At 58.5% G+C, this 26,333-nt stretch carries 25 protein-coding genes; 13 read left to right on the top strand and 12 right to left on the bottom strand.

Annotated features, from left to right (window positions below; all coding sequences use genetic code 11):
* The first annotated feature begins 13 nt into the window (after positions 1-13).
* The 5 genes from asnB to BUB69_RS02665 are packed head-to-tail and all read left to right on the top strand — an operon-like array spanning position 14 to position 6,180.
* Entirely contained in the window at positions 14-1,855 is a 1,842-nt protein-coding gene (gene asnB / locus BUB69_RS02685) for an asparagine synthase (glutamine-hydrolyzing) (protein ID WP_073162160.1), read from the top strand.
* Entirely contained in the window at positions 1,848-2,855 is a 1,008-nt protein-coding gene (locus tag BUB69_RS02680) for a class I SAM-dependent methyltransferase (RefSeq protein ID WP_073162159.1), read from the top strand. The genes asnB and BUB69_RS02680 overlap by 8 nt, the downstream gene beginning before the upstream one ends.
* The gene (locus tag BUB69_RS02675) at positions 2,852-4,132 is read left to right on the top strand and encodes an O-antigen ligase family protein (RefSeq protein WP_073162158.1); all 1,281 of its coding nucleotides are present in this window, start codon (positions 2,852-2,854) and stop codon (positions 4,130-4,132) included. The genes BUB69_RS02680 and BUB69_RS02675 overlap by 4 nt, the downstream gene beginning before the upstream one ends.
* The gene (locus tag BUB69_RS02670) at positions 4,125-4,913 is read left to right on the top strand and encodes a WecB/TagA/CpsF family glycosyltransferase (RefSeq protein WP_084537028.1); all 789 of its coding nucleotides are present in this window, start codon (positions 4,125-4,127) and stop codon (positions 4,911-4,913) included. The genes BUB69_RS02675 and BUB69_RS02670 overlap by 8 nt, the downstream gene beginning before the upstream one ends.
* Positions 4,906-6,180 carry an O-antigen ligase family protein gene (locus BUB69_RS02665; protein WP_073162157.1) on the top strand — a complete coding sequence of 425 codons (1,275 nt, stop codon included), beginning with the start codon at positions 4,906-4,908 and terminating at the stop codon, positions 6,178-6,180. The genes BUB69_RS02670 and BUB69_RS02665 overlap by 8 nt, the downstream gene beginning before the upstream one ends.
* A gap of 52 nt (positions 6,181-6,232) precedes the next feature.
* Here the strand turns inward: BUB69_RS02665 and BUB69_RS02660 are convergent, their stop codons facing one another.
* The 3 genes from BUB69_RS02660 to BUB69_RS02650 form a co-directional block, all read right to left on the bottom strand.
* Complete coding sequence (locus tag BUB69_RS02660) at positions 6,233-6,715, bottom strand: lasso peptide biosynthesis B2 protein (RefSeq protein WP_073162156.1); 483 nt, start codon at positions 6,713-6,715, stop codon at positions 6,233-6,235.
* Positions 6,699-6,998: a PqqD family peptide modification chaperone gene (locus BUB69_RS02655; RefSeq protein WP_073162155.1), complete on the bottom strand. Its 300-nt coding sequence runs from the start codon at positions 6,996-6,998 to the stop codon at positions 6,699-6,701. Before BUB69_RS02655 ends, BUB69_RS02660 begins: the two co-directional genes overlap by 17 nt.
* Positions 6,999-7,074: 76 nt before the next feature.
* On the bottom strand, positions 7,075-7,914 hold the full coding sequence (locus tag BUB69_RS02650) for an ATP-binding cassette domain-containing protein (protein ID WP_141121806.1): 840 nt from the start codon (positions 7,912-7,914) through the stop codon (positions 7,075-7,077).
* Positions 7,915-8,409: 495 nt separating this feature from the next.
* Between BUB69_RS02650 and BUB69_RS02645 the strand changes: the two genes are divergently transcribed.
* Genes BUB69_RS02645 through BUB69_RS02630 form a run of 4 tightly spaced genes read left to right on the top strand, consistent with a single transcriptional unit; the run spans position 8,410 to position 10,681 of the window.
* A complete protein-coding gene (locus BUB69_RS02645; RefSeq protein WP_073162153.1) occupies positions 8,410-8,961 on the top strand; it encodes a phage tail protein in 552 nt (183 codons plus the stop codon).
* A 10-nt stretch (positions 8,962-8,971) separates the two neighbouring features.
* Entirely contained in the window at positions 8,972-9,505 is a 534-nt protein-coding gene (locus BUB69_RS02640; protein ID WP_073162152.1) for a phage tail protein, read from the top strand.
* A 13-nt stretch (positions 9,506-9,518) separates the two neighbouring features.
* Positions 9,519-10,115 carry a phage tail protein gene (locus tag BUB69_RS02635; RefSeq protein WP_073162151.1) on the top strand — a complete coding sequence of 199 codons (597 nt, stop codon included), beginning with the start codon at positions 9,519-9,521 and terminating at the stop codon, positions 10,113-10,115.
* A gap of 8 nt (positions 10,116-10,123) precedes the next feature.
* A complete protein-coding gene (locus tag BUB69_RS02630) occupies positions 10,124-10,681 on the top strand; it encodes a GNAT family N-acetyltransferase (RefSeq protein ID WP_073162150.1) in 558 nt (185 codons plus the stop codon).
* A gap of 321 nt (positions 10,682-11,002) precedes the next feature.
* On the opposite strand, the gene BUB69_RS28385 is transcribed toward BUB69_RS02630, so the two are convergent.
* Positions 11,003-11,227, bottom strand: coding sequence for a hypothetical protein (locus BUB69_RS28385; RefSeq protein WP_141121805.1), 225 nt, complete (start codon positions 11,225-11,227; stop codon positions 11,003-11,005).
* A gap of 54 nt (positions 11,228-11,281) precedes the next feature.
* On the opposite strand from BUB69_RS28385, the gene BUB69_RS02625 reads away from it, so the two are divergent.
* Both BUB69_RS02625 and BUB69_RS02620 read left to right on the top strand, forming a co-directional pair.
* On the top strand, positions 11,282-11,875 hold the full coding sequence (locus BUB69_RS02625; RefSeq protein WP_141121804.1) for a hypothetical protein: 594 nt from the start codon (positions 11,282-11,284) through the stop codon (positions 11,873-11,875).
* Positions 11,872-12,723 carry a sulfotransferase domain-containing protein gene (locus tag BUB69_RS02620; protein ID WP_073162148.1) on the top strand — a complete coding sequence of 284 codons (852 nt, stop codon included), beginning with the start codon at positions 11,872-11,874 and terminating at the stop codon, positions 12,721-12,723. The genes BUB69_RS02625 and BUB69_RS02620 overlap by 4 nt, the downstream gene beginning before the upstream one ends.
* Before the next feature lie 6 nt (positions 12,724-12,729).
* Here the strand turns inward: BUB69_RS02620 and BUB69_RS02615 are convergent, their stop codons facing one another.
* The 3 genes from BUB69_RS02615 to BUB69_RS02605 form a co-directional block, all read right to left on the bottom strand.
* Positions 12,730-14,577 carry an asparagine synthase-related protein gene (locus BUB69_RS02615; RefSeq protein WP_073162147.1) on the bottom strand — a complete coding sequence of 616 codons (1,848 nt, stop codon included), beginning with the start codon at positions 14,575-14,577 and terminating at the stop codon, positions 12,730-12,732.
* Positions 14,568-15,716: a sugar-transfer associated ATP-grasp domain-containing protein gene (locus tag BUB69_RS02610; protein WP_073162146.1), complete on the bottom strand. Its 1,149-nt coding sequence runs from the start codon at positions 15,714-15,716 to the stop codon at positions 14,568-14,570. The genes BUB69_RS02615 and BUB69_RS02610 overlap by 10 nt, the downstream gene beginning before the upstream one ends.
* A 166-nt stretch (positions 15,717-15,882) precedes the next feature.
* Positions 15,883-18,309, bottom strand: coding sequence for a hypothetical protein (locus tag BUB69_RS02605; protein ID WP_073162145.1), 2,427 nt, complete (start codon positions 18,307-18,309; stop codon positions 15,883-15,885).
* Between the two features lie 339 nt (positions 18,310-18,648).
* Between BUB69_RS02605 and BUB69_RS02595 the strand changes: the two genes are divergently transcribed.
* Positions 18,649-18,894: a BON domain-containing protein gene (locus tag BUB69_RS02595; protein WP_245825247.1), complete on the top strand. Its 246-nt coding sequence runs from the start codon at positions 18,649-18,651 to the stop codon at positions 18,892-18,894.
* A gap of 215 nt (positions 18,895-19,109) precedes the next feature.
* Positions 19,110-19,676, top strand: coding sequence for a GNAT family N-acetyltransferase (locus BUB69_RS02590; protein WP_073162143.1), 567 nt, complete (start codon positions 19,110-19,112; stop codon positions 19,674-19,676).
* 176 nt (positions 19,677-19,852) lie between these two features.
* Here BUB69_RS02590 and BUB69_RS02585 read toward each other — a convergent pair whose 3' ends face one another.
* From BUB69_RS02585 to BUB69_RS02565, 5 genes are all read right to left on the bottom strand, one after another.
* Entirely contained in the window at positions 19,853-20,869 is a 1,017-nt protein-coding gene (locus BUB69_RS02585) for a zinc-dependent alcohol dehydrogenase family protein (protein ID WP_073162142.1), read from the bottom strand.
* Positions 20,870-21,285: 416 nt separating this feature from the next.
* A complete protein-coding gene (locus tag BUB69_RS02580) occupies positions 21,286-22,611 on the bottom strand; it encodes an NAD(P)/FAD-dependent oxidoreductase (protein WP_073162141.1) in 1,326 nt (441 codons plus the stop codon).
* A gap of 110 nt (positions 22,612-22,721) precedes the next feature.
* Positions 22,722-23,390 carry a haloacid dehalogenase type II gene (locus BUB69_RS02575; RefSeq protein ID WP_073162140.1) on the bottom strand — a complete coding sequence of 223 codons (669 nt, stop codon included), beginning with the start codon at positions 23,388-23,390 and terminating at the stop codon, positions 22,722-22,724.
* Between the two features lie 194 nt (positions 23,391-23,584).
* Positions 23,585-24,940: an aspartate aminotransferase family protein gene (locus BUB69_RS02570; RefSeq protein WP_073162139.1), complete on the bottom strand. Its 1,356-nt coding sequence runs from the start codon at positions 24,938-24,940 to the stop codon at positions 23,585-23,587.
* A gap of 24 nt (positions 24,941-24,964) precedes the next feature.
* Positions 24,965-26,050, bottom strand: a complete 1,086-nt coding sequence (locus BUB69_RS02565) for a phosphotransferase (protein ID WP_073162138.1) — start codon at positions 26,048-26,050, stop codon at positions 24,965-24,967.
* Positions 26,051-26,333 lie beyond the last annotated feature (283 nt).

Here is a 26,333-nt window from a genome sequence, read left to right as displayed (position 1 = left end):
TGGAGTCTCTTCGATGTGCGGCCTGATCGCGGTACGCGCATTCAGTGCGCGCAGCGACCTGGAGCAAAGAACCCGCCGGGCGCTCACGACCCTTGCCCTGCGCGGCCCTGATGCGCAGGGCCTGCTCATGGTAGAGCAGGCTCCTGCGACCCTGCTTGGCCATTGCCGACTGGCTATCCTTGACACCAGCAGCGCCGCCGAACAACCCATGCGCTGCCCCGTCACTGGTACGACTCTGGTATTCAACGGCGCTATCTATAACTTCGTTGAGTTGCGCGAAGAACTGAGTGCATTGGGCTGCGTGTTCACCACCGATGGTGACAGCGAAGTCCTGCTGCACGGATGGCGTATATGGGGCGAAGGTCTGTTCGCCCGCTGTAACGGCATGTGGGCTCTGGTGCTGTGGGACGCTTCCAGTGGGGATCTGGTGTACTGCCGCGATCGACTGGGGGTCAAACCGCTGTACCTGCATCACGACGGTCAGCAACTGACATTGGCCAGCGAGATCAGTGCAATTGCAGTCATGCGCGGTGGCTACCCGGCACCCAATCCGGAAAAACTGTTCGATTTCCTGATTTCGGGTTTTTCCGAGCAAGGCACTGCCACCTTCTTCGAAGGCGTTCAGGCCGTGCCGCCTGGTCAGGTGTGTCGTATGAGCCGTGCCGGACGATTAAGCACTGCGCCTTACCATCATTGGCCTGAATCAGGCAGTGCAGAGCCCTTGTCCTCCAACGAGGCGCGTACCTTGGTTGAGGACGCTGTGCGCCTGCGCCTGCAGGCTGATGTGCCGGTCGCCAGCCTGCTGTCTGGCGGGCTGGACAGTTCCATCATTACCCGTGTTGCCCTGGACGCCAGCCAGCGGCCCCGCCAGCAACTGGGCGGCGTATTCACCTATGGCTATCCACATGGCGAGCAGGCGGCATTCGATGAGTCGGCGACGGCAGCTTCGCTGATGAACGCCAGCGGACGGCCTGAATTGCATCATGTGCTGCGTTTTTCGCCGACCCCCACAGCTGATGAATTGATGAGTCTGGTCAGCGCCCAGGGCGAGCCGTTCAGTACCCCTTCGGCCATCGCCGGTTTCAGGACCTACCGCTGCATTCGTGAACAGGGTTTCAAAGTGGTGCTGTCCGGTGAAGGTGCTGACGAGCTGTTCGGCGGCTACATCGGCCGTTATCACGCGTTGGCCACCCGGGATGCCTTCAGGGCAGGTCAATGGCTGCAGATGCTCCGCTTGTTGAAACACCGCACTTTTTCTCCCAGCCTGCTGCTTAACCGACTGGTGTGGGACATGCCTTTACCCGTTATCAGCTCGTTACTGCGGCGCCAGCGACCCAGCGTCACTTTGATGAGTGAAACGCTCTGGCACACCCAGCAGCACCGTTTGCAGGCAATAAGAGAGCGAATGCAGGGCGACCTGGAAAGCCGGTTGCGTCAGGACGAGCTTGAAAACCTGCTGCCCATGGCCCTGCGCATGGCTGATCGCAACAGCATGAGCGCGGGCATCGAGCTGCGCAGTCCGTTCATGGATCACCGTCTGGTCGAGCGCGCCTTCGCCACACCGGCGCTGACCAGAATCGGCGAAGGCCGCTCCAAGGCCCTGCTGAGGGACGCCTTCCAGAAGCAGCTACCGCAAAACATCGTCAAAACACCGAAAACGGTGGGCTTCGGTCACGCGGAGCAGTTTCTGGTCGGGCGGCTGCCGTGGCGGGAACTGCTCGAGGATTTGCCTGCCGAGCTGTCGGCTTTTCTCGATGTCGACAGCCTCAGGACCCGCTTGTCCAGCGAAAACCAGCACAGCACCTTGTGGCTGGCACTGTCCGTAGCGCTCTGGTATCGGAGATTTTATGCCTGATTCCCGTGATCAGTGGGGGCTGGCAGCGGACTCGGGCCAATGTCGCCTGTGTGCCAGCAGCGAGTCTCAACGGCATTTCTGGCAGGAAGTGTATGCCGACTCTGGCCAACAGTTGCGCCGCTGCGGTTACTGCGCCGGGGTCTACCTTGCGCCAGGGTTTACCGAGGCCGGCCTGTCGAGGTTCTACGAAGAACGTTATCGTCAGCTGTTTCCCGCCGAAGTGCCGTGGCTGAGCCGGGACCGATTCTTTGCCTGGCGTGGCGATCGGGCAGTTGCCCGCGATCGTTTGTCGTTAATTGTCCCGACGCTACCACCAGGAGCGCACCTGTTTGAAATGGGCTCGGGTTTTGGAGCCTTTTTAGGCGAGGCTCAAGTGTTGCGGCCTGATCTGCAACTCACGGCCAGCGAACCGGATCAGGTCAATCGAGAGGCTCTGCTGGGGAAGGCTTCGGTGCAGTTTTCTGACTCACTGGCGAGTCTGGAAGCCGGCAGCCTCGATGCCGTGGTCGCGTTCCATGTGCTGGAGCACTTGATTGATCCGAGGGGATTTATGGAACAGGCAGCCCGTGCATTGCGGGCTGATGGCCAGTTGTGGATCGAAGTACCGGATCTGATGGCAGACTGGCGCACCCGGTTGTTTATCCATCCAGCCCATCTGAGTTATTTCTGCGCAGACACCCTGAGCCGACTCGCCCAGGCCGCAGGCTTGCAGGTTGTCTCCTGTGGTCGTCATCCGCTGGAATCGCTGGCCGATAACGTGTGGCTTGTCGCCAGGCGCGCGTCACAACGGGGGTTGTCGCCCGTAGCGCCGGCCGAGCCGGCAACCGTAGCCGCCGTAGATCAGTGGATCGAAAGAGTCGGTTGGGATGGCAAAGATCGCCTCAAGACTCTGCTCAAACGCATGGTGACCAGACTGCTGGGGCTCGGACTGATCGGCGAGCTGCAACGCTGGCGTCAACATCGGGCACGTACCCGCTCCGATCAGGGAACTGGTCAATGAGGTTCAGGCTGTTGCTGATCCTGTTGGTCTGGATGCATCTGGGCGATCTGGTCAGTGCGTGGCTGTATGACGGCGGAAGCTGGCCCGCCATCGGACTCATGCGCAACGTACGCGATCTGCTGGTCGTTGTCCTGGCCTCGGTCTGTCTCCTGAGCGTACGAATCCCGTCGCGCCTGCTCGTTCCGATACTGGCCTATGGCGGCCTGGCGGCTGTTTATCTGCTGTGGAACCGCGGCGGTGTCACGCGCGGCGTTTTGCTGGGCTCGTTCGGTACCCTGATCATCCCCATGCTGTTTTTCCTGGTGGGGTTCTATTGTGTTCGTCAGCGCTGGCAACTGACACGCGCCATCTATTTGCTGCTGATATTGGGCATCGCCAGCACCGGGTTTGGTGCCTGGGAACAACAACATACCGAGTTCTGGGTCGATACTCTGGATTTTCCGGGCTACATGCTCAACGTCAAAGGCCTGCTGATAGGCGCCAACCCTGACACCGGTCTGCCGTGGAACTTCTACGCCAATACCGAGCTTGATCGCCGGGCCGCTGGCTTGCTTGCCTCCCCGCTGGCCCAAGGGCTGTTTCTCGCGGTCGTGGCGCTAGCCGGCGTTGCTTGCCTTGAACGCCGTGCGCGCTGGCTGGGAATGGCTTCATGCCTGGTGATGTTTATCGGCATCTGGATGTCCGGTACCCGTGCCGGCATGCTGGCCGCCAGCCTGGCCCTGGTCGGTTACATGGCAACCAGTTCGACACTCTTTCGCGGTCGCAAGACTCGCCTGCTGATGACGATCTGTGCCAGTGGGATCATTGTGCTTGCCTCTTACAGTATCGTGCAGTTCAGTCTCCAACTGGCTGATGGCTCGACGGTAGGCCATTGGATGGCCTTGCAAAAAAACCTGCGAGAAGTATCGAGAGTCGTTCTGCTCGGTGCTGGCCTGGGTCAGCAAGGCGCCATCGCCGCGCAACAAGGTGCAACCTCCATCGGCGGTGGAGAAGGTGCAATTTTCAGTATTGCGTTTCAGCTGGGGCTGCCTGCCGCACTGCTGTTTCTGACGTTCTATGGCAATCTTGCGCGCGCCCTTTGGCGTGGCTACCGAGAACATCGCGACCCAGCGTCACTGGCCATGTTCTGGCTAACACTGGGCATCGCTCCTACCCTGATGACATCCGAGCACATGCTGGCGGTTTCTGGTACGGGAGCTTTCTGGCTACTGTGCGGAGCCACGCTACGAAGCCTGCCGCAAACACCCCATTCCGCAGTAGGGATCCGTTATGAATAACCCGGTCGCTCAACATCGCATCGACTTTCTTGGCTGTCCACTCGACCTGCTGACTCCACAAGAGCTGCTTGAAGACGCTCGACACGCACTGCGCGGAGAAAGACGCCTGCGTGTGGAGGGCTTGAACGTTGCCAAACTGGTCGACGCACGCAGCACCCCGGTGTTGGCCAGAGCGCTCAATGATGCCGAGCGCGTTCATATCGACGGGGCCGGTATTTCGTTGGGGCTAAAGGTGCTGGGTGTACCCGCGCCACCCCGTCGTGCCGGTATCGATTTTCTGGGCGACCTGTGCGCTCTGGCGGCTGAAACCGGGGCCTCGGTCTACCTCCTCGGGGCTCGGCGCGATGTGGTGGCGCTGACGGCTGACCATCTGCGGGCGCGCTATCCGGGATTACGCATCGTCGGTGCGCGGGATGGTTATTTCAGGCCTGAAGAAGAAGCCAGTGTCGTCGAGTCGATTCGCACCAGTGGCGCAGACCTGCTTTTCATCGGCATGAGCTCCCCGAAAAAAGAACTGCTGCTGCAAAAGCACTGGCCAGAACTTGGCGTGAAAATCGGCATGGGAGTTGGCGGTTCATTTGACGTGCTGTCCGGCAAACTGCCACGCGCTCCGCGCTGGGTCCAGGTCATTGGCATGGAGTGGTTTTTCCGCCTGGTGCTCGAACCGCGTCGGCTGCTGTGGCGTTATGTGCGGACCAACGCTGCCTACTTCTTTCTGCTGACCTTTGCCAAGCTCAGATCCATCGCTCAACGTCGTGCCGGATCGCGCAGGAATGCGTGATAGCGGGCTCAATGCGCAGCAACCGCCGAGCTGGCTGGTCCTGCTCTGTGTCTGTGTCTACCTGGCTTTTTCACTGCAACAAGTGGTCATCGGCCACGGGCTTGGGGTCAATCTGTCGCTGGGGTCAATGTTGCTGCGGGTATTCGTAGTCGGCAGTTGCGCCTGGATGCTTTGGCATCATGGCATTCCCCCTGTATTGCGTTGGCCGGCGGCCGCCATTGGCCTGTGCCTGACCTCGGTGGCGGTTTCGGCGCTTGCCTCCGGGCATCGCGCCATCGCCCTGCAATTTGCGCCCCGCTACGCCCTGGAACTTTTGATGCTCTGGAGTGTGCTTAACCTGTCGCTGGCTTTTCCGATCGTTGCCCGCGCCGCCGCCCGCGCCACGATGATCCTGCTATGGCTTGGCCTGCTGTTAAGTATCGTCGTTCAGCTGGACATCAGCGGCGCAAGAAGTCTTGCCTTGCTGTTCTACACGCAGGAAACCCTGGATCAATACCTGCCCCGCTCGTCCGGCTTGTACCAACACCCGGCGCTGTTCGGCGCAACGGCGGTGATGTCGCTGGCGATGACCTTGCAACTGTGTCGTCTGGGTGTATACAGCTGGCGCTCTGCGGCAGTGGCTCTGCTGGGTTGCCTGATCGCACTACTATTGTGCGGTGCTCGTAATCCGATACTGGGCCTGCTGGTGCTGGCCGGTGCTGGACTCTGGCATCTACGCGCTAATCGTCATGCGCGCCGATTGGCGGTGCTCGCCTGCCTGGTGCTCATCGCGCTGATTACATTCACTCTTCACAGCCGCTACGCAGAGCTGACCAGCGCATCCAATGAAAGCGTCTTCACTGCCTTTTCCCTGGGCCGTCCCTACATTTGGGCAGCCGCATGGAAAGCCTGGCTCAGTGAACCGCTGTTTGGTCTCGGGCCTAGCGTGTTCCAGTTCCTGATCCCGGACTTCGCAGACGGCCGCTTTCTGCGCGGCGAGTTGCACGCTCACAACCTGTTGTTGGGCTTGCTGTCCGAGCTGGGCCTGTTTGGCACCGTGAGTTTCATGGCGCTGGCTTTTGCCTTGTGGCGGCCCTGGCTTGCCCGAGGTACGCCTGGCCGTGGCTGGGCCGCAGTGGTTTTGCTCACGCTGCTGAGTTTCGGGCTATTCGATTACTACCAGCCTTTCTATGGCTTCGCGTTGCACGGCGCGCTGATGGTGGGTTTGCTTTATGCCAGTGATGTGGCAGTGGTTGGTCAGTCTGCAGACCTTAAGTCTGAGGCGTAAAGCTCCGACTTGCCTTGACCGACCGGGTCATCCTGCCGTGACGTCGCAAGGGCTATGACTCAGGTGACCGGTCAGGTGCCTCGTCACTGAAGCGCGCCACTTCGACAAATGCCTGACTGCCCGCAACACCGATTACCGACTGCTGACCAACCGTCAGCCAGGCATGCGCGCGCATTCGACGCACCGGGCCCTCGCAAAGGGCCACACCAAAATGCAGGCTCGCGGCCACGCCGCGTCGACGCAACATCCAGTTAGCAGCAAGTGCCTGAGGTAGACAAAGCAAGGTCAATGGCAAGTGACGCGCGGCCCGCTTCACGGCGTTGCCTATCTGACCAGGTAAAGCAGAATGCGCGATCGGGTGCAGGGACACATCGCTGTGCTGCAGGCTTTTAGCGGCGGAACCTGACCACTTGATGATCCAGCGAAAGGGTAACGTGCGCACTGCAATCGCCGCAAATAGCAGCGCGGCGGCGGCTTCCAGGGTCAGCCAGCGGTCCCCACCCGGCAGTCGCCAGTGATCAGTTGGCCGGGCCATCACTGACCGTCACCAGGCCACGTTCATACAGAACCCCGAGAAAGGTTTCCAATTCGTCAAACGCTACCTGCTCGCTAACCTCATATTCATTGGTCAGCGCTGCGACCAGGGCCTGTTGGGTCATGGGCTGCTCGAGCAGGGCAAAGATCCGTGCACCGACCGAATTCAGATTGAAATAACGCCCAAGTTCGACGTTCATCATCAATAGATCCTCACCCGCCTCGGCGGCGAGCAAACCTTCGGCACGTTGAAAAACGCCGTTGCGAAACCTTTTACCTTCCATTGTCAAAATCCCTGCTCCAAACAATAAACGAGCCGGTAACGCTCGAATGAGCGAGTGATTTTCAGCTAACAGAGGGTTATTTACAACGCTCCAGCTGATTCAGTACCTGCCGTACGTCATCTTGAATTCGCGCGAAGTCGGCCAGCCTTTCAAACCGCAGAACCGGCACGTCGGCGATCAAACCTGCAATCTGCGCAAATAATTGTGCGGACCGTCCCATGCGTTCAGCTAGCTGCCTGCGAAATACATTTCGATCCAGCAGCGCGACGGCGTCAGCAGGAGACAAACGTGAAAGGGTTGCCGGGGACGGACTGCTCGCTGGACAGAGGACAATCACGGCCTTTAAAGGGACCGCAACCGGCAAAGCATTGTCCGCTGGCTCGACATGAAACTTGTCCCAGCCCGCGCGAACGACCTCGGTCTTGCGTCCTGCTAGAGAGAGCTGCTGAATGCTGTCAGCCCACAAACGATGCTGACGGCCATCGGGGCGCACTGAATAACCGCCTACGCTTTCTCTGGAAATGACCGAAATATCGTCACTGACAAAATGACCACCGGCCTGGCATATCGCAGCTGCAAGCGTAGACTTGCCAGCCCCGCTTGGCCCACAGATGGCCAGTGCCTGACCATCCACCATGACAGCCGACGCATGCAGCACCATCAACTGACGCTGATGCAGGACAATGCCGATCACTGTGCTCAGCAAGAACGATACGGCTTGTTCGTCGCTGCCGAACGCCTCGAGTTCGAATAAAATTTCTTTGCCATCAATGATCTGAAATCGAACAACGCCTGGTGCGCGGAAAAGTACCGTTGAATCGCCAATAAACTGATAAGGCGTACTGGTATGTTCATTCGAACACGGCGCAGGCACCTGTCCACGCAGTACGTTAACCTCTGCAGAAGCGGTTTCCACTATTGAGTGACCTGGCAACAGCAACTCGGAACTGACAGACAGGCCGCAAATAAGGTAGTTGATCACGCAAACCCTAATATAACCAAACAGAAAATTCGTTTATGGGTATGTATCCCGGCACACTGTCTGGCAATAAGACAACGCTTATGAGCGGAAAAACAGGCGGAAGAAATAACAGTCGGCGTGACCTGCGTGTGCATTCCCACCCTCTTATATATGGCGGTACGGGGTCGCTTGAGCGCTGAACATACTACCTAATCGCGTGCAGGCACACAAGCCAGTGCGCCCTTGAAGCGCGCGCCTACAGCGGTCTGCGGAGTGGCCAGGGGAAAGCGAATGTTGCCGCGGACTATTTTTTGAAGCGTCAAAAAACAGCGCTTGCCAGCGCGATGCTGCCGTTGTAAATACTAATGTGCAGCCTAAGGTGCAACCGGTAAATAGCAATTTCCGGGCTGTGTATTTGGACATCATTGAATCTACGGACAGGAGCAGTACATGTCAGATTTCTTTCTCGGCGATATACGCTGGTTTCCCTACAATAGAATTCCCTCTGGGTGGCATATTTGTGACGGCACGCAGCTGAACCTCAGGAATTATGCGGCGCTGTTTTCATTGATCGGTACTGCTTATGGCGGCGACGGCAAAACGACCTTCGCAATACCCGATTTGCGCGGTCGAACACCCATGGGCTGGAGCGCCCTGCCAACCAAAGCTGACTACAACACCGTAGGCAAGCCCCTGGGTGCAGAAACCGTCGCCATTACCGTCGCACAAATGCCCGCACACAACCATGGCGTGGCGGTAGCGACCGTCAACGGCACTGCTCCCGCCCCTACCAATGAAGGCGTCTACACCACACCAGCACCTAATGCAAATACGCCTGACGTGAATATATACGGCACGCCCCCCGCTAACCCGACGGCTGCTCTGGCCAGCACCACCATTACCTCGACTGGACTGGGTCAAGGGCATCCCAACATGCAGCCCTACATGACTCTCATTGCCTGCATTGCCGTCCAGGACGGACTTTACCCGCAATTCGCTTAAGGAGAAGCACATGGTTGATTGCTACGTAGGTGAAATTCGCACAATGGCCACTTCGGTCGTTCCCGAAGGCTGGCACGACTGTGACGGTTCGGTGTTGCCTATTAATGGCAATGAAGCGCTGTATGCGTTGCTAGGCACCCTCTATGGTGGAGACGGCGTTGCCAACTTCGGCCTTCCGGACTTGCGAGGGCGTTTAATGATAAGCCAGGGTCAGGGTGTGGGATTGACGAACTACACCCTGGGATCCAAAGGCGGAACGGAGACGGTGACCATGATCCCGGATCAACTACCGGCCCACACGCATACATTCAATACTGCGGGGGTAACAGCGACCGTTTCAACGCCATCCAATTCAGTCACTTTGGCCAACACTCAACCGCCGGTGATTCAATACCTGAATGCTAACGTCGCCGGGACCGGGATCAATCTCGCTAACACGTCCATTACCAACAGTGGCTCAGGCATGCCGCACGCGAACATGATGCCCACCGTGGCGCTGAGGTTCATTATCGCAACGCGCGGCCTCTTTCCCACTTCGAACTAAGGACGGTACAGCTATGGATGCTTTTATTGGTGAAGTCAGGGCTTATCCGTATCTCGCAAACAGGGTACCCGATGGGTGGCTGCCGTGTGATGGCAGATTGGTGAATGTTCAACAATATCAAGCGCTTTATGCGCTGCTGGGCAACCAGTATGGCGGGGTCGCGTTGCAGACCTTCGGGGTGCCAAACCTCCAGGGCCAGGCCTTGGTAGGGATGGGCACGGGGACGGGTCTGACGGCGCGTGCGCTGGGCAATCAGTCAGGCGCTGAAACCGTAACCCTGACCGCTCTTCAGCTCCCAGTTCACAACCATCAATTGCAATTGGTTCAACCGACGCCAGCAAGCGTCAACTTCTCAACGGACACGTCGTCAGCACCAAGTGCCAACGGGTCGTCGAGACTCATGCGGCCAGTGAAGGTTGCGACTCCTACTAACTTCGCTATCCGCGCATTCGTGACAGGGCAGCCTGTCACAGCACAACTGGCTGGCCGGACGTTGGGCGTGACCGGCGGTGACGCTCAGAACGTCACGCAGTCGCATGAGAACCGCCAACCGGCCTTGGTGCTTTCCTATTTCATCTGCTACGAAGGCACTTATCCAGTGTCAGCTTGAGATCAGCCATGTCCAGCGATTTGCCAATAACCACCTCGTGCCCACTGCAATGGGTACAGGCAGGCTTGGTGCTGCGAGCGGCAACCGATAGCGACAAGCCGTTCCTGGAACGGCTTTTCGTTGCGGTACGTGAAACGGAACCAGGCATATGCGAGTGGCCTGCGGCGATGAGAACGTCGTTTCTCGCCACTCAGTTTCAGGCACAGGATCGTCACTATGCGACCTATGCACATCAGGACTTTGCCATCGTCGAGCATGACGATCGGCCTATCGGAAGGCTGTATCTGTCACAGACGCCGACGCAGGTCCATATAGTGGATATTTCCTTACTGCCAGAGGCCCGCGGGCGCGGCCTGGGCCGCGTGCTGATCGAGGGCGTCCAATCCAGCGCTCGGGACCTCGGCAAAGGCGTCAGCCTGAGCGTGGAGGTGAACAATGCGCGCGCGCAACGGCTCTATCAACGCCTGGGCTTCGTTGTAACCGCAACGGCCACGCCCTTCCTGCGTATGGCATGGCAACCCGCCGGGGTGGCTATCAGCCTTGAACAGCAAAATGCAATCATATAACCTGCATAGCGTTTCTGCGGCGAAGCATTCGCCATCGCCACGCCTTCTGTCAAAGGGACCCTGACTCATGCCTTCTCACGACGAAACCCAATCCTGCTCGCTACAGTCCTCACCCGCCAAGAAAACGTGGGTCACACCTGAGTTGCAGGATCAAAGCGTCAAAAGCATTACGGAGGGGGTCAAGAGCGTGGATCCCTCGGAGTTCAGCCCCAGTATCGGCCCTGCATCCTGACCCGCCTGTAGCGCTACCGGCACTAAAATAAACAGCTGGCTCAATTACCGAACCAAGGCATGCGTTTGTCTATCTACCAGGTCTGCGGCTTACTTGTAGATTCCGAACTTCAGCTTCCCCTTGCGCCAGCACAAGCATTGCGCGGGAACGTGGATGTTCGCGTGTGTCGGGATCTCGTTCCACTCCCCTTGCGCAACGAAAATGGCGGCGCCAATTGGCAGGCCAGCGAAGGCCGGGTTTTGTTCCGGGTTCCGGGAATCGTCCGTTTCATGATCTGCGCGGGCGCTGAAGTCCGATTTGAGCTTGAAGGTCACGCTACAGACGCTGACGCCATCCCCTTTTTACTGAGTACCGCCCTGGCGGCCCTCTTGCACCAACGCAAGCTGCTGACCCTGCACGCAGGTGCGGTATCCCTGGGTGGTCAGGCTATCGCCCTTTGCGGTCCCAGCGGAGTTGGCAAATCAACGCTTATCGCATCGTTGTGCGTCGCAGGCTGCGAGTTGCTAGGCGACGACGTCTCTGTTATCCAGGCTGACGCCAGTGGTCAGCCACGCTTGATGCCCGATGGCCGTAGTCATCAACTCTGGCTCGACAGTATCGAACACTTTCACCTGACCGGCCGACAAGGCCCGGCAGTTCGTGAAGGTGTGCGCAAGTTCCATGTTGCACCGGCCATCGCCATCCCTTCTGATCCCCTGCCGCTGAAGACTGTCGTGGTGTTGCGCGATATCGGCCAGCCGGTTGCAGCAAAAATCTACCCGTTGCGATCGGCAGACGCGATGGCGGCGTTAATGAACAGCATTTACTGCCGACCGCTGGCAACCCAGCTCGGTCATCAAGGCCAGTCGTTCAAACAGATTGCCGCCTTGCTCTCCCAAACACGTGTGTTGTGCGTTGACCGCCACCCCAGCTTCGAGCAGTTGGCAGACGATACTCGATTGCTGCTGGAGCACCTGCAATGACTGCGGATCGGCAGACAATATGGCTGGCATCCTTCCCGAAATCGGGCAATACCTGGCTACGGCTGTTACTGGCCAACTTGCTGTGTGCCGACGAGAAGCCGGTAGACATCAATGATGTGCCGTTGCCTGCCGCCCCGTTGGTGAACAGGGTGGCCATGGAAGAGATGACCCTGATCGACAGCAGCCTGTTACTGCGTCACGAAGTCGATCTGTTGCGACCTGCCTGGACCAGACAAATGCTTGCACAGCAGTCTGGGCGTCGCTTCGTCAAGACTCACGACAACTATCGACTGAACCACGACCACGAGCCGATTTTTGGTCGGGATGCATCCATGCGAGCCTTGTATGTGGTGCGTGATCCGCGAGATGTTGCCGTGTCACTGGCCCATCACTATGGCTGCACCCTGGACCAGGGAGTCATGCATATCAACCGGAGCAGCACCACTGCCCCGCTGCAAATCAAGCACTACGTCAATCGCTTCGACGATGTCCTGTGCAACTGGACCGAGCATGTCAGCAGCTGGCTTGAGCAAACGGATATGCCGCTACAGATGCTGCGCTATGAGGATCTGCTGGCCCAGCCGGTCGATACCTTTACCGCAGCCCTTGATTTTCTTGATCTGCAAATGACCCGCGATGTGGTGGAGCGTGCGGTGCGTTTTTCGGCGTTCGATCAATTGCAGAAACAGGAACGCGACGCGGGGTTTCACGAGCGTCTCCAGGGCTCCACCGCGCCGTTCTTTCGCTCCGGACGTGCAGGCGCCTGGTCCGATGTCCTGTCCCCTGCGCAGGCGCAGCGTATCGTCGATACCCATCAGCCACTCATGCAAAAGCTGGGCTACCTGTAGGGCATATCAGTGGTGCTGCTGTATATAGGCCAGGGCATGAATCAAAGGCATTGGAATGATTCTCCCCGCCGTAGCCATGCGCACGTGATCTTCGGCTTTTGCCATCTGCCGTGCCATTGAAGGCGACGGCAAGCGCTCGATGCGTTGGCGAATCGCCGAGAGGTCGAATAGCTCGCAGATAAGCGCGTGCCCTCGCAACTCATCGATCCAGGCCAACAGCGCATCACGGTGCAGGCTCTGCAACACCAGCACCTCGGGAAAAGGGCTGAGCTTATCGTGGCGCCAGCGGATTTTCTCTGGCAGCACCTCAGCCATGGCATCGCGGATGACACGACGCTTCCAGCCGCCGCGAATGAAATGCGTGCCGGGCAGCGACCAGGCCAGTTCGAGTACCCGACGGTCGAGCATCGGGAAGGTAAAGGCGATGCCATGACGAGCGCCGATCAGCGCCCATTGCTCCATTCTGCGCATCAGGTGAGTCTGTTCAGCCAGCAGTTGCCAACGACTTTCGACCGCGTTACGGCCCATGCGGATGGGCTTGCCCAGCTCGACGGGTCGCTCGGCTAAAAGTGAATCAATGCCCCCCATGCGACTTTTACCTCGCCTGCGGCGGATTTCCTTGAGCACAGCGCCGGGCAGCAGATAGGGAAGCAGTTCGCCACGTATCAGTCGACTGACGGGAAGCCCGCGAGTTCGGGCCAACGCCCGCACTTCGTCCGCCACATAGCCCCAGCGCCCTTCAAACAAGGCCTGCGCCAGAACGCCACGCCCGTTGAACGTCGCGCCCTCGTCGCCTCCCCAGCCAGATAACACCGTATCCGTGCCGGCCGCCGCAGCGTCGATACACACCTGGATCTCCGGGTTGGTCGCATTGGCCGGGTAAGGCAGATCGCAGTCCATGTGTGGAAACAGAAAGCCGACGGGGTCGTCGATGCGTATCGGACGAGAATCGATGTCCGGTTCTTGCTGCAAAACGGCGTTGACATAATCCGCTTCCCCCTGCAGATCCTGGCCCTCTATCCGGCTGGGCATGAACGAGTACCCCAGTAGCGGTTGGCCTGTCTGACGCAAATAGCGAGCCGCAAGAATAGCCAGGGACGATGAGTCCAAACCACCACTCAGATGCGTCGCAACAGGCCCCTTGGCAGGCAAGCGGCACTGCACTGCCTCTCTCAGTAATAAGTTCATGTGCTCGACAGCTTGTTCAGGGCTGCCTTCGTAGCGTCCGCCAGCGTTGCGTTCCAGCTGCCAATGCCGTTCACGCTCGAGCCCTCGGGAGGACACCTGAAGCCGCTCCCCCGCTGCTACTCGCTCGACGCCCTGAAACAACGAACGCTGGGGGCCGTGCATTGCCCCCAACAGCTCGCTCATGAGGAAGTCGCTGTCCAGGCGCCGCTCCACAATACCGGTCACATGGAGGCTGCGCGGCAATGACGCGAACGCGAATATTCGACCCGGTTGATGGGAGAAAAACAGAGGCCGCACACCCATGCCGTCCCGAGCACAGGTCAATGTTGCGGTGCCCGGGTCCCAGGCCGCGACGGCAAACTCGCCGATAAGCTTGCCGAGCGGCGCGATACTCTGCGCTCCCAGCGCCGCCAGCAAGGATGTGTGGTCCGTGCAGTGAGGCTCATGGATCTGCGCATCAGCCGCCATGACCAGGCCATCGGCGCTTTGCCGCAAAGCGCCGAGCGGGTCACGAAAGTCCAGCACCGCCATGGCCATCTGACCCGACGCCCAGCGAGCTACATGCGGTGTCAGACCGGGTTCGATCATCGCCTGGAGCATGGTTTCCAGGGACGATTCATCGGCGGGCTGATCGTCAAGATTTAAAAAACCGCAGATCAGGCGCACGGCGGTGACTCCAGGTGCGCCATAGCGATGGTCGCGAAAGGCGTATCGCCCAACGGCTTGTCCTCGATCATCTGGTGATGCATCGCTCCCCAGCCAGCGTTGGTCTCGACCAGTAGCGGGCCGTCGGCGGTGATAGCCACATCCCAGCCAAGAAAGGCGAAGCGCTGGAACCCAAGACGATGAGCATTGCAGGCCAGTTCAATACACGCGTGCCAATGAGGGACTCGCATACCAACGAAGGTGTGGCCAGAAACCGGATGAGAATGTGCGGCAGATCCGTCCACGCTGAGGATGCGACTGACCTGACATGTGTCGTCGTCAATGGCGCAGAGAATCGGACGGTGCCTGCCATTGGGCATGCTCAGCATACAGGCAACCCGATGAACATCGCCTGAGGGCAGTATTCCGGTGACGACACGCACGACAACCAGCGGCCCGTTAGCCGGCGCTGCGAGTGCCGGATGGGTGCTCAACCAAGGCTGAACAATACAATCGCGCTGGAGCAGATGTTGCGCTAGTCGGGCCGGCGTCAGGCTGCGTCCGGCAGAATCCTGATAGACCCCGTTATCCAGTTGCCACTGCTGTGTACCACTGCCCTGTTTCCCGGCCAGGTCTTTAATCCATAGCCGCGGCTCATCCGCTGGCAGCTGAGGGTACTCACCCTCGCGCATGCCCCGGCGAAAGACCGCCAGTGTGGGAATGCAAGGTAAGCCGTGAAGCCTGCAGATTTCAGCAAAACGTGCCTTGTCCTGGACATCGTCGATGTTGGCGCGGCGACGGGTGTTCAGTGCTCGCAGAAGGTCGTTTTCGCACCAGTAGAAATAATCAGCGGCCAATGCTCTATGGCTCTTACGGGCCAGGTTATAGCTACTGAACTCCAGCGGCGGAACGTTGTGCAACATTGCCAGCCACCACATCTGAAAGCCCTGGCGGACTGTTTGCCACTTACCATGGACGCGTCCGTCCGCGGGCGCCTGAAACAGGCAGCGTCGGGTTTCCAACAGCGCGCCAACAGGCCACAGCAATGTCATGACACTACGCAGCGGCCAGCGCTGCCAGAGTGGCAGGTGAGCAAACATCGCGGCGCGGGCCGCGGCACGAACATGCCCCATGGCCGTGCGCCGGGAGCGCAGGACCATGAAGGGAAAGCCACGCCTGCCAAGCCTCTGAGTCCATCTGGTTATCGCCCGCCAATCAACACCCGGCACAACTGAGTCCTTTCGATAAAATTCGCGACGATGGTAGCCATTTGACCAAAGCTTTAACAGTGACCGCGCCTCCCCCTCCGAGCGACATGGCTTGTGCTCAAGCGGGCACCACAGACTCCATCAACCATCGGTCCGGAGTCGTCTCGAGTACAAGGCTGCCCTCGCGGACTGCCAGGTACAAAGGCGAAGCCCCCCCCGCGACGGCGATTTCAACAAGCGCTGAACGAAGGGTAGCGCTTGGCAACGGGTCATCGCTCCAGACAGGCTCGCCCTTTACCTCCACTTTCCAGCAGAATACCGCGTCCTTCACAGGATCAATAAGTCGTGTCGAAACGCCTTTTGCCGCCGCGATCAGGGTCCAGACCTGGGCCTGCTGATTCCCACCAGAGAGAAGTTGCGTGTCGCCGTTGGCTGCGAGCCTGATCCAGATCATGTCGCCCCCTAAGGCCGGCTTCGAGACCAGGCTTACCTCACCATTCTGTGCGATGTGCAGGAACTGGTCACTCGAGGCCCTGATCGTGACGCCGTCGCCAGACTCCGCCGCAGCGAAATATTCAATAGCGCCACCCAGTGGCATGTAAAGGCCAGCTTCCTTTGCCTCGGTCTGGGCGAACTTGCGTAGCTCGGACTGGCTGCTATCACGCTTGCATACAATCCGGACAACCACTAACGCCACGACAACAATCGTCGCTGCGAACGCCAGGCTCGACATGAAGGATGCCACCCGTCCTGCCGTAGTGAAATGACCAATTGCTGAAAATACCCACCCGCCAGCGGCGCCGATCACGCCGAAAGAAGCCCCGGCCACAGAGACGGAAGCCGCGGCAATGTCCAGGGGCTCCGAAGCGTTGCGTAAAGATGAGATAGCGAACCAAAGACTGATTGCCCCGACAACCGCGCCCACCCGATAGGCCATGAACTCGTCCAGATTACGACCAAACAGGCGCGAAATCGTCTTGCTGTCATGGCCGTAATCGTAACGCCCGCCGGGCATCTGAAGGGCACGCACATGTTCTCGCCAATGCGCTGTAGCCGGGAGCACGCCGCCCTTCTCGCGCAAAATCCACCCCGCAAACCCGCGAGAGTAGACAGCCTGCGCATCGAACACCTTCCACTGCGCCCAAGTGTGGCCAAGGCTTGAAAGGACCGTCCCTTGCGCGAAGAAGAAGCCACCTGCGTAGGTAGCGCCGCGCATGATCATTGCAAAGGATTGCGATAACGACACCACAATGCCTTGCAGGATCCGCTGGCCGCGTTGCTCCGCAAGGCCGTCCAGTTTGATTCCGCCTGACACGACCAGTCCAATCGCGGCAGCCCCCACCGACCCCTTGAGCAGCGCCAGAAGGATTTGACGCGCCTGCACGGTAGCAAGCCAGGGTTCGGTTTTGGCCCCCGTCAGCTTCATCACGGCGGCCTCTATCGCCGCAATGAAGTCACGCCCTTCAAGTTTCGCTGCGGCCGTCCGAGCTGCGTGAAGTATCTGGTGAAGAGGATCTTTACGAGCCGTCCTGGCGGTACCTGGCACGAGATGCCGGGCGATATCGGCTGCTTCGCGCAAATGCTGGCTTTCAGCCGTGCTGTGTATCAGCGCGAACTGCTGCAGCGCCGCCCGGGCATAATCAGTCAGCAGGTCGGCGTTCTGGTCAAGATCGACGTTGGAGGCCAACTGTACGACGGTCGTATAACTGTTCAGGTAATCCAGATAACGCTTGGAGAAGTATTTGCTCGGATCCAGCGCCTCCAGCAGCATGACTGACTGTTTGATACGTATTGCAGCATCTTCGGGCCGCGCATCTCCGGTCGATGTCCGAGGGCCAAACTCTGCCGGCACGTTCTCGAGCAGCTCGCGAAACAGCGCCCACGCCCAGAAGGCTCCGCGCTGGGCCTTGCGCGCAGCTTTTTTCACGTTCTCAAGCGATACACTGCGATCGGTTCTGGTAACAGGGTCAGTTGCATCAAACTGCTCGTCGACCGACTCCGACCATGCCTTGGACACGGCGTCAATGTAGTCGAGATAATCATCTGCCTGGTTGGCCTGATCGTCGAGGTAGAGCTGCAGACGCGGGAAGTAGCTGGCCATGCGGTAGCGAAACAGCTGCTCCTGCTGCTCCTGAAAAACCTGCTCTCTCTGCAACTCGATACCCAACTTGCGCGACGCCCGACGGCTGTTGAGCAGGCGCCCGTCCGGATGACTGCGGTCCGTGCCATAGAGCGCAGTCAGAAAGGGAACTGCGAGGCTCGCGTAGAACCCCGCCGCGGCCGGATTGCTATTGGCAATGGCCCGCAGGCCAGGGTCCAGTGACGGTACTGCCGCACTGACGAACCTCGTTCGCAAGTCACCAGGCATGTGATACATGATCAGATGATGGACATCCTGGGCAACCAGCTCGGAAACAGGGTCGTGATAAACCTGTTGTCCGTCCTGGCTACTGCTCTGTACAGGTCGCATCTGCCGCAGTTCGGATACGCTCAGACGTTTATTCTGCGTCAGCGTCTCGAACGCTCGATAGGCCTCTGACATCATTGAATTCCCTCCCAGTGAGTTCCTGCTTCGCCATGCATTGCGGCAAATAGAGATGAGACCTCATCGGTCATCGTGATGGACAGATGTTGCGCGAAAGCTTGCATGGCCGCCGGGCTCCAACCCGGTCGGGCGGCCTCCTCAGCGGCCCACTCCGACTGGCTCAAATAGCGAAGATCAAAGGACAGGCGCCCTGCCGGTCTATGCGCGGTGTCCATCAGTCGAGCGCTGTAGCGGCGCAGCGGCAACGTGCCTGCAATATCCACCTTGGCTTGACCGAAGAAAGCGATACGGCCATCGAAAGAGGCGGCGCAAAACGCGATACAGAAACTGGGCGGTGTCGTGGGCCTCGACAATCTGCTGGTCATAAGATCCAAGGTCGACATTCAAGACATCAAGAGGCTTATCGAGGAAGCGCTGGCGAGAAGCTCTGAACTGGACCCGACCAGGATCCGCATCTGCGCCGACGGTGATCAGGTCAAGCTTGAAGGAACCGTTCACCGATGGCGTGAACGCAAAGCAGTCGAACATATCGCCTGGGCGGTACCTGGCGTCAAGCACGTAGAAAACCATCTGCTGATCACTTGACGGGACGCTGCGCGGGAGTGCGCATGGGTTATAGAGCCGGTTTTTCGGTGGATTACCTTGCTGCAGTTTCGCTTCAGTCTCTCTTCCTGAGCGCCGTCAGTCGTTAACGCGACCGGCCGTCTCTTAATCCTGTCAGCGAAGTGGTATTAACCCTGCTGCGCGCTGATGAGACTAGGCTCAATGAGCAATCCTATCGATCAGCCGGAGTTCTTCTTATGTCCCATAAAGCAAACACCAAGCACTTCGATGATGAAATCGAGGACCTGACCGGCTATTACTGGGTCGAGACGTTACGGGATGGAACGACGATGCTGATTCGCGAGTTGGCGGACAAGGATCGCGACCGCGACTTCACGTTCTTCAACAATCTGGGTAAGGGCATTCCGCACTTTCGATTTCTGGGAACCTTCAGCGAACTGACGCAGGTCCACGACCAACTGATGGACACCGACTTGCGCAACCGCGTGGCCTACATCGCGCTGGTCCTCGAAGACAGCAAACTTGTTGAAATCGGCGTTGCACGTTACGGGGCTTTTGAGAGTGACGCGCATTGCGAGTTTGCTGTAGCAGTGTGTGAGCGCTGGCAGCGCCAGGGTGTGGCCACTGCCCTGATGCGTCATCTTATTGATACAGCGACCCGCAAGGGATTCAGCAAAATCTCGTCAATGGACGCCTCCGCCAATCTGGCCATGGACGGCCTGGCCACGAAAATGGGATTCACCCGCAGGATAGATAACAAACACGGGCCGAGGATTTTTCACGAGCTTGTTCTGGCAGAATGAGTCCGGCCTCAAACGTTATCAGGCCGCCCGTATCCGCCTGGTTTGAGCGCGCCTCAACCCGGCAGATTAAGCGGTAATGCCAAGGCCAATCCCCGCCTTTTTTTTCACCCGAATCAACACGACCTTCCGGGTATCGCGAGCTTTCCAGTCTCGCCGAAAAGCTCGCGAAGTCATGATCAATCGAACTCGATCAATACCTTACCGACATGCTCGGCAGCAGCGAAATATGCGTAGGCATCAGGGGCGTCATCAAACTTGAACGTTTTGGCGATCACCGTCTCGATCCCGTTCGCTTCTATTGCGCGGACGAGGTCGACGAACATCTTGCGATTGCCGTTGGCGATACCCCTGATTGTGACGTTTTTGATGATGAGCGATACGTAGTCAGGAATGGGAGAATGCTGACCCGGTGTCACACCAATCACTGCAATACGACCATTCACCGCGCTGGCCGCAATGGACTGCCCCAGCGTGTCCTGACCACCGGTTTCGATGATGATGTCGGCGCCAGCATTGCCCGTCAGCGCCATTAGTCGAGCCGCCCAGTCAGGATACTGGTTGTAGTTGATTGTGATGTCCGCACCCAGCTCACGTGCGATTTCCAGCTTTTTATCACTCGACGAGGTAATAGCCACTCGCGCACCATGAAGCTTGGCCAGCTTCAACGCAGCCAACGCCACCCCGCCAGTCCCCAGGCAAAGGACAAGATCGCCAGGCTTGACATGGCAGACCTCGAAGAGCGCATTCCAGGCTGTAAGTCCCGCTGATGCCAGTGCTGCAACGTCTTTGTCGGCCAAGGCGTCAGGTACGCGGATCAATGCGTTGGCAGGCAATAAAACCTGCTCGGCAAGCCAGCCGTCATGAGTGACGCCGACGTCATGGGCAAAGACGCTGCCACGAAACTCACCCTCCAGCCAGCCTGGGAAGTGGCCGCAGATAACCCGGTCGCCTATTTTGACTTCACTCACACCCTCGCCTACCGCGATAACCTCTCCCACGCCCTCTGACATAGGAATACGATCAGGTGCCTGCCGGGCACCATAAACCCCACGCAGGATTTGAACATCCCGGCTTATGAGACTCACCAGGCGGGGAGCGACGATTGCTTCTCCCGGCCCTGCCAACGGCTCGGGACGGCTAGTTGCGGTCAGCGAACCCAGGCCTTGCTGGTTCCCAATCTGAAAAGCTTTCATCAAATGAATCCTTGTATCGGTGTGCGGAGGACGACACGTGTCGCACTTCAAAACATAGTGCGACAGCGCAGTCTCTGATCACGACTCATCCTACACGAGATACTTTCATGGGGCTGGACAGCGATAACAGCATCGTCATTGCCATCGCGTAGCAAACTACGATTAATTCCGAAACCGTACCCGCAGACCTGTGCATCCATTAATGTGCCAACCGACATCCATAAACTTACCCCGCAAGCCGATATCACTGCCGCCAAATGGGTGCTTATCATCCTGGCAGCCGCATTGAGTGCGGCTGTGGTAACGGTCGCACGGGTCCTGAACTCTTTAGGGTCCTGAACTCTTTAGGGTCGATGACTTCTTTTGGCTGATTATGGCTGGCCGCGAACAACGCACGGCACTCGCTTGGCAGCGCTTCAGAAATCAGCCACCTTCCCCCACGCAGAACGCCTGAACCGATCCGGATGATAGGGTTTCGGATCAACGATAGGTGCGACGCCGCTGACGATGTCGGCGATCAAATGCCCTGCGCCTGGACCGATCCCGAAGCCGTGTCCGCTGAAGCCAGCGGCAAGGACCAGGCCTGGCAAGCTGGCCATTTCGCCGATGCCAGGAACCCCGTCAGGGGTGCTGTCCACGTAGCCCGCCCAGGCCGCCTTGATGGATGACTCTCTCAGCGCAGGAACCAGTTCCTGAGCACGCTTGTAGGTCAGCGCGACGGCGGACGCATCGGCTGTGGGGTCGAGAATTCTCATTTTTTCCATTGGCGTCGGTTGGTCAAGGCTCCAGCGTTTCCAGCCTTCATGACCTGCGCGCATACCCTCCAGCCCACCCGGCGCAAGGTTTCGCCACCTGCGGTGAAACATTGGCAGGAATTGCGCGGAGAAGCGTACCAGTTGCGGCGTGGGGTCCACGCGCCCTCTTCCGCTGATCGCCAGCGTGTAACTGCCGTCAAAGCGGCGTGTCATGGAGACGTTGGTGGTATGCAGCGCGCTGGGGATTTCATCGTTGGGTGCGGTGACCGAAAGCACGGTCTGGCGAATGGTGGCCTGAGGAAAGCGAATGCCGTACTGGTGGCAGAACGACGACGCCCATGCGCCTGCCGAGAGCACCGCGAGCCGTGTACGGATCACGCCTTTTTCAGTCACGACGCCAGACAGTCGACCGGCCTGGGTCTCGATGCCTCGTACCGCGCAGCCCTGATGCACCGTACCGCCCAGCGCCATGATTGCGCGTGCGACCGCAGGGGCTGCACGGGATGGATCTGCGATGCCGTCGGTAGGTGAAAAAACGCCCCCTTTCCATTGCTGACCAGTCGCCCGGCCCCGCTCAGCGGCCTGTTGTGCAGTGAGCGTATGAGTCTCGACACCAACCGTGCGGGCAAAATCCCCCCAGCGCGCCCAGCCGGCAATCTCCTTTTCGTCATTGCTGAGGTAGAGCAAGCCACATCGGGTAAAGCCCGTCTGCTCGCCGGTTTCAGCACCGAACTGCTCCCACAACTCCAGGCTTTTGGTGGCCATGGGCAATTCCCGTGCATCGCGGTTCTGCTGACGACACCAGCCCCAGTTACGGCTTGATTGTTCCGCCCCGATACGACCTTTTTCGACCAGCGCGACTTTCATGCCGCGTTTGGCCAGGTAGTAGGCGGTAAACGCGCCGATGATGCCGCCGCCAATCACGACCACATCAGCGTCCGCAGGCAGTTCGGGAGACGTTTCTACAGCAGTTAAAGGCGCTGGCATGCTTTGGGTATTCCTTTGGGACGGTGAAGGCACAGTCGATGTTCATCAGGAAGGACCAGGTTCGATATCGACCCGGCCTGCCTGCTTTTAGCGTTGAACGTTCGCAGGCGTCAGAGACCGACCAAACCTGGAAGCCCGCCAATGTCCGGAATCTGGTGGTAGCCGAACGCGGCGTTTGCGGGCTGTTCATGACCACGGGCAACAAAAGCCTTGTGCTTGATCTTCATGTCATGTGCCGACATCAAGTCGTAACGAAAGCTTGAGGACACGTGCAAGACATCCTCTGGCCCACAGCCCAGGCTATCAAGCATGTACTCGAAAGCAGCGAGGCGCGGCTTGTACGCCTGGGCTTGCTGGGCGGTAAAGACTTTATGGAAGGGAGCCCCCAGTTGGTCGACGTTGGACATGATCTGCTCGTCCATGGCGTTCGAGAAGATCACCAACGGAATCTTGTCGGCAATTTTCGCAAGCCCGGCCGGCACGTCCGCATGCGGGCCCCAGGTCGGCACAGCATCGTAGTACACCTGACCTTCGCCGCGGTATTCGATACCCCAGCGCTTGCAGGTGCGTGCCAGGGCGGTCTTGAGAATCTCGTCATAAGGTTGCCAGTCGCCCATGACCTGATCCAGGCGGTAAGCGGCAAAGTCCTTGATGAACTGATCCATCCGCTCAGAGGAGACGCGGTCGGCAAACAACTCGCGCGTCAGGGCTGCCGTCTTGAAGTTGGTCAAGGTACCGTAGCAGTCGAAGGTGATGTATTTGGGGCGAAGAAAGCTCATGAATGCAGTCCTGAGTGAAGAGTGAAGTCATAACGAGGCAAGCATTGATTGGTACCAGAGCGTCTGTGCAGCATGGATTTATTACACCACCATGAAGCCATGCATAAACGGTTGAAAGTGCGGACTTTCTGGTACGAAACACCGTTTAACAGGCTTGCCTCGGCAGACTTTGCTGACGAGACAGGCCCGTGTTTTCACAGTGCGCAAAACGCATTTTCCAGCGCATCGAGCAGACGACCCGCTTCTCGTTCAGTCCATATCAAGGGAGGGCGAATCTTCAGAATGCTCGCCTGTGGGCCGGTGGCGGAAATAAGCACGCGTTGTTCACGCAAGTGGTTGACCAGTCGCAGCGCAGTCTTCATGTCAGGGACCTTGCTCGCCCGGTCAGTGACCAGTTCCACTGCGAAGTACATACCGGTGCCACGCACATCGCCGATCTGTTCATATCGGCGCGCCAGGTCTTTGAGGCCGGCCAGTATCAGACCTCCAACCCGGTTGGCATTGAGCATGAGCTGCTCTTCCTTGATGACGTCGAACGTTGCCTGGGCCGCAGCAATCGCGACACTGTTGCCGCCAAAGGTATTGAAATAGCGCATGTCGCGACCAAATCCGGCAACCACTTGCGGATGCACCATCAAGCCTGCAACGGGGTAGCCGTTACCCATCGGTTTGCCCATGGTGATGATGTCCGGTATGACGCCGTGACGTTGATGCCCCCAGAAGTGTGTTCCGCTGCGGCCGAACCCTGACTGAACCTCGTCGGCGATAAACAGGCCACCGGCTTTGCGCACCACCTCGGCGATTGGAGCGAATAGATCTACCGGATCACAGAACACGCCGTCGGACGAAAACAGGCAGTCGGCAATGAACGCGGCCACCCCGCCGCCATGGCGTTGAATGTCCTGAATCTGCGCCGAGACCTGATCCGCCATGTAGCGACCCAGTGCCTCACGCGGGATGCGATAAGAATCGGGCGCTGGTACGCAGCGAACGTAAGGATCAAGCCTGGCGTTGGCTCCCAGCGACGGTGAAAACGCAGCCACGGTTGCAGAGTTTCCGTGGTAAGCCTCCGAGGTCACAATAACGCCGGTGTTACCGGTGTGATGACGTGCAATACGGATGGCCAGGTCATTGGCTTCCGAACCGCTGCAGGTAAACATCAGGTGCCCGTCAGCCCCTATCTCACCGTCCGCTGTGGCACGCAGCTGCTCGGCGTAATCCAGAATGCCGTCCTGCATGTAGCGCGTGTGGCTGCACAGAATGCCCATCTGCTCGGTGATCGCTGCGATCACTCGAGGGTGGCAGTGTCCGACCGAGACGACATTGTTGTAGGCGTCCAGGTACTCATTGCCTTGCTTGTCGTAAAGGTAAGCACCCTTGCCGCGCACCACACCCACGGGTTCGTTGTAGAACAATCGGTAGGCCGGGCCCAACAGGTTGGCCCTTCGCTGAATGTGCTCGCGTGCCGCGGCATCCAGGTGATCAAGATGGGCAGGATTGAATCCGTTGGGCATGTCACCACGGACAGCCTCGATTTTTACATTGCTCATTTAATACTCACTCACTGGGGTGGATTAATCGGCGAACGACATCAGCAGTTCTGACAGGTGCGACGGTGAACGGCTGAGCATCCAGTCGAGCTGTGCCCAGCCTGGCGCTGCGTTCCTCAGAATGTAGGCACTGTTTTGCGGGAAGAGCTGCGATCGCCAGGTGGTGAGCAACGCTCTGGCCACCAGGCGCGCCATGGCCAGGTGCGGGATGAGGGAAAGCTCCTCGGCGGTCAGGTCGGCGACGCGCAGATACCCCTTCAAGAGGTCTTTAGCCGGCGCGAAGATATCGGCCTCATTACCCACTTTTACGATGGCCAGCTGGTTCATCATGGCCGTAGATACGTCGATCGCGATGGCGGTCTTGACCGTATCGCCGAAGTCAATGATTCCGCTGACACACTGCTGCTTGTGCGCATCGACAACGATGTTTGAGGTGTTGAAATCGTTATGCAGCACCTGCTTTCTACAGCCGGCGATGCGTTCCTCGATGTCGAAAAAACGCACCAGCCCCTTCTCCAGCTGTTGGCGGCGTTGCGGCTCGGCGACGCACCTCATCAGTGGTTCAAGCATGCTGAGATTCTGGACGTCCCAACACACTTTGCGAGACTCCGCCGGATGGGAAAAATCTGCGGTGGCCAGCCGCAGGTGAGCCAGCAGTTCACCAATGTGCTCGCGACCTTGCGCATTCATGGTGGTTTTATCCAGCGGCGTTCCCGGAAGGAAGCTCATCAGCCTGACTTGCCGTGATTCTCCGTGCTGCGTTGTGACCGGAGTCAGGCAGTGTCCATCCAGAGACTGATAAACCCGAGAGATCGGAAGCTGCGGAGCCTGGCGCTCGATATGCCGCAACACTTCGATTTGCAGGGAAAGCTCCTGCGGTGCTTCCTGAGGGTTGGCGATTTTAAGAACGCAGGATTGACCGTTTTCAGTGTCGCATCGAAACGTATCGTCTTTCTCCGTCGCAAATCGTGTCAGAACAGCATCGATCCCGAACAGGTCCTGGAGAATTCGTCCGCCCTCTTCCAGCGAAACCGCCGTGAAAGGAGCCGCCAGGTCGCCTTGCAGGCTCTTGAGGCCATCGCTGAATGTATCTTCCCGAATCACTTGCATCACTGAACTCCAGGCCTTGAGCATGCCATGTACTGCGGCTCTTGATGCCCAGATATTGTGCTACAACTTTTTAAATTGAAAGAGTATCAGGTGAGGTTTTTAGAAGAGCGCATAAGGGATTTGGCTAAAAAATCATCTATATAGCTGTTTTACATAGATAAATTCTTTTCGTTTTTTCAAATAGAAAATTAATATTGTTGGACAATTATGGCGATTGCCAGGCTGGCATCTGGCACGCCGCTGTCAAACCGTATTAGAATCGGCCCTCGGCAGAGCCTTCACC

Origin of the sequence: Pseudomonas asturiensis (genome assembly GCF_900143095.1) — a bacterium.
In the GTDB taxonomy this organism is placed as follows: Bacteria; Pseudomonadota; Gammaproteobacteria; order Pseudomonadales; family Pseudomonadaceae; genus Aquipseudomonas; species Aquipseudomonas asturiensis.
The sequence above is the reverse complement of the archived record's forward strand: the minus strand, read 5'-3'. Positions and strand labels throughout refer to the sequence as shown.

Excerpts from the sequence above, each read along its gene's own strand:
- asnB (WP_073162160.1), top strand. The coding sequence starts at position 14 with ATGTGCGGCCTGATCGCGGTACGCGCATTCAGTGCGCGCAGCGACCTG.
- BUB69_RS02680 (WP_073162159.1), top strand. The coding sequence starts at position 1,848 with ATGCCTGATTCCCGTGATCAGTGGGGGCTGGCAGCGGACTCGGGCCAA.
- BUB69_RS02675 (WP_073162158.1), top strand. The coding sequence starts at position 2,852 with ATGAGGTTCAGGCTGTTGCTGATCCTGTTGGTCTGGATGCATCTGGGC.
- BUB69_RS02670 (WP_084537028.1), top strand. The coding sequence starts at position 4,125 with ATGAATAACCCGGTCGCTCAACATCGCATCGACTTTCTTGGCTGTCCA.
- BUB69_RS02665 (WP_073162157.1), top strand. The coding sequence starts at position 4,906 with ATGCGTGATAGCGGGCTCAATGCGCAGCAACCGCCGAGCTGGCTGGTC.
- BUB69_RS02660 (WP_073162156.1), bottom strand. The coding sequence starts at position 6,715 with ATGGCCCGGCCAACTGATCACTGGCGACTGCCGGGTGGGGACCGCTGG.
- BUB69_RS02655 (WP_073162155.1), bottom strand. The coding sequence starts at position 6,998 with ATGGAAGGTAAAAGGTTTCGCAACGGCGTTTTTCAACGTGCCGAAGGT.
- BUB69_RS02645 (WP_073162153.1), top strand. The coding sequence starts at position 8,410 with ATGTCAGATTTCTTTCTCGGCGATATACGCTGGTTTCCCTACAATAGA.
- BUB69_RS02640 (WP_073162152.1), top strand. The coding sequence starts at position 8,972 with ATGGTTGATTGCTACGTAGGTGAAATTCGCACAATGGCCACTTCGGTC.
- BUB69_RS02635 (WP_073162151.1), top strand. The coding sequence starts at position 9,519 with ATGGATGCTTTTATTGGTGAAGTCAGGGCTTATCCGTATCTCGCAAAC.
- BUB69_RS02630 (WP_073162150.1), top strand. The coding sequence starts at position 10,124 with ATGTCCAGCGATTTGCCAATAACCACCTCGTGCCCACTGCAATGGGTA.
- BUB69_RS02620 (WP_073162148.1), top strand. The coding sequence starts at position 11,872 with ATGACTGCGGATCGGCAGACAATATGGCTGGCATCCTTCCCGAAATCG.
- BUB69_RS02610 (WP_073162146.1), bottom strand. The coding sequence starts at position 15,716 with ATGGTCCTGCGCTCCCGGCGCACGGCCATGGGGCATGTTCGTGCCGCG.
- BUB69_RS02605 (WP_073162145.1), bottom strand. The coding sequence starts at position 18,309 with ATGATGTCAGAGGCCTATCGAGCGTTCGAGACGCTGACGCAGAATAAA.
- BUB69_RS02590 (WP_073162143.1), top strand. The coding sequence starts at position 19,110 with ATGTCCCATAAAGCAAACACCAAGCACTTCGATGATGAAATCGAGGAC.
- BUB69_RS02585 (WP_073162142.1), bottom strand. The coding sequence starts at position 20,869 with ATGAAAGCTTTTCAGATTGGGAACCAGCAAGGCCTGGGTTCGCTGACC.
- BUB69_RS02580 (WP_073162141.1), bottom strand. The coding sequence starts at position 22,611 with ATGCCAGCGCCTTTAACTGCTGTAGAAACGTCTCCCGAACTGCCTGCG.
- BUB69_RS02575 (WP_073162140.1), bottom strand. The coding sequence starts at position 23,390 with ATGAGCTTTCTTCGCCCCAAATACATCACCTTCGACTGCTACGGTACC.
- BUB69_RS02570 (WP_073162139.1), bottom strand. The coding sequence starts at position 24,940 with ATGAGCAATGTAAAAATCGAGGCTGTCCGTGGTGACATGCCCAACGGA.
- BUB69_RS02565 (WP_073162138.1), bottom strand. The coding sequence starts at position 26,050 with ATGCAAGTGATTCGGGAAGATACATTCAGCGATGGCCTCAAGAGCCTG.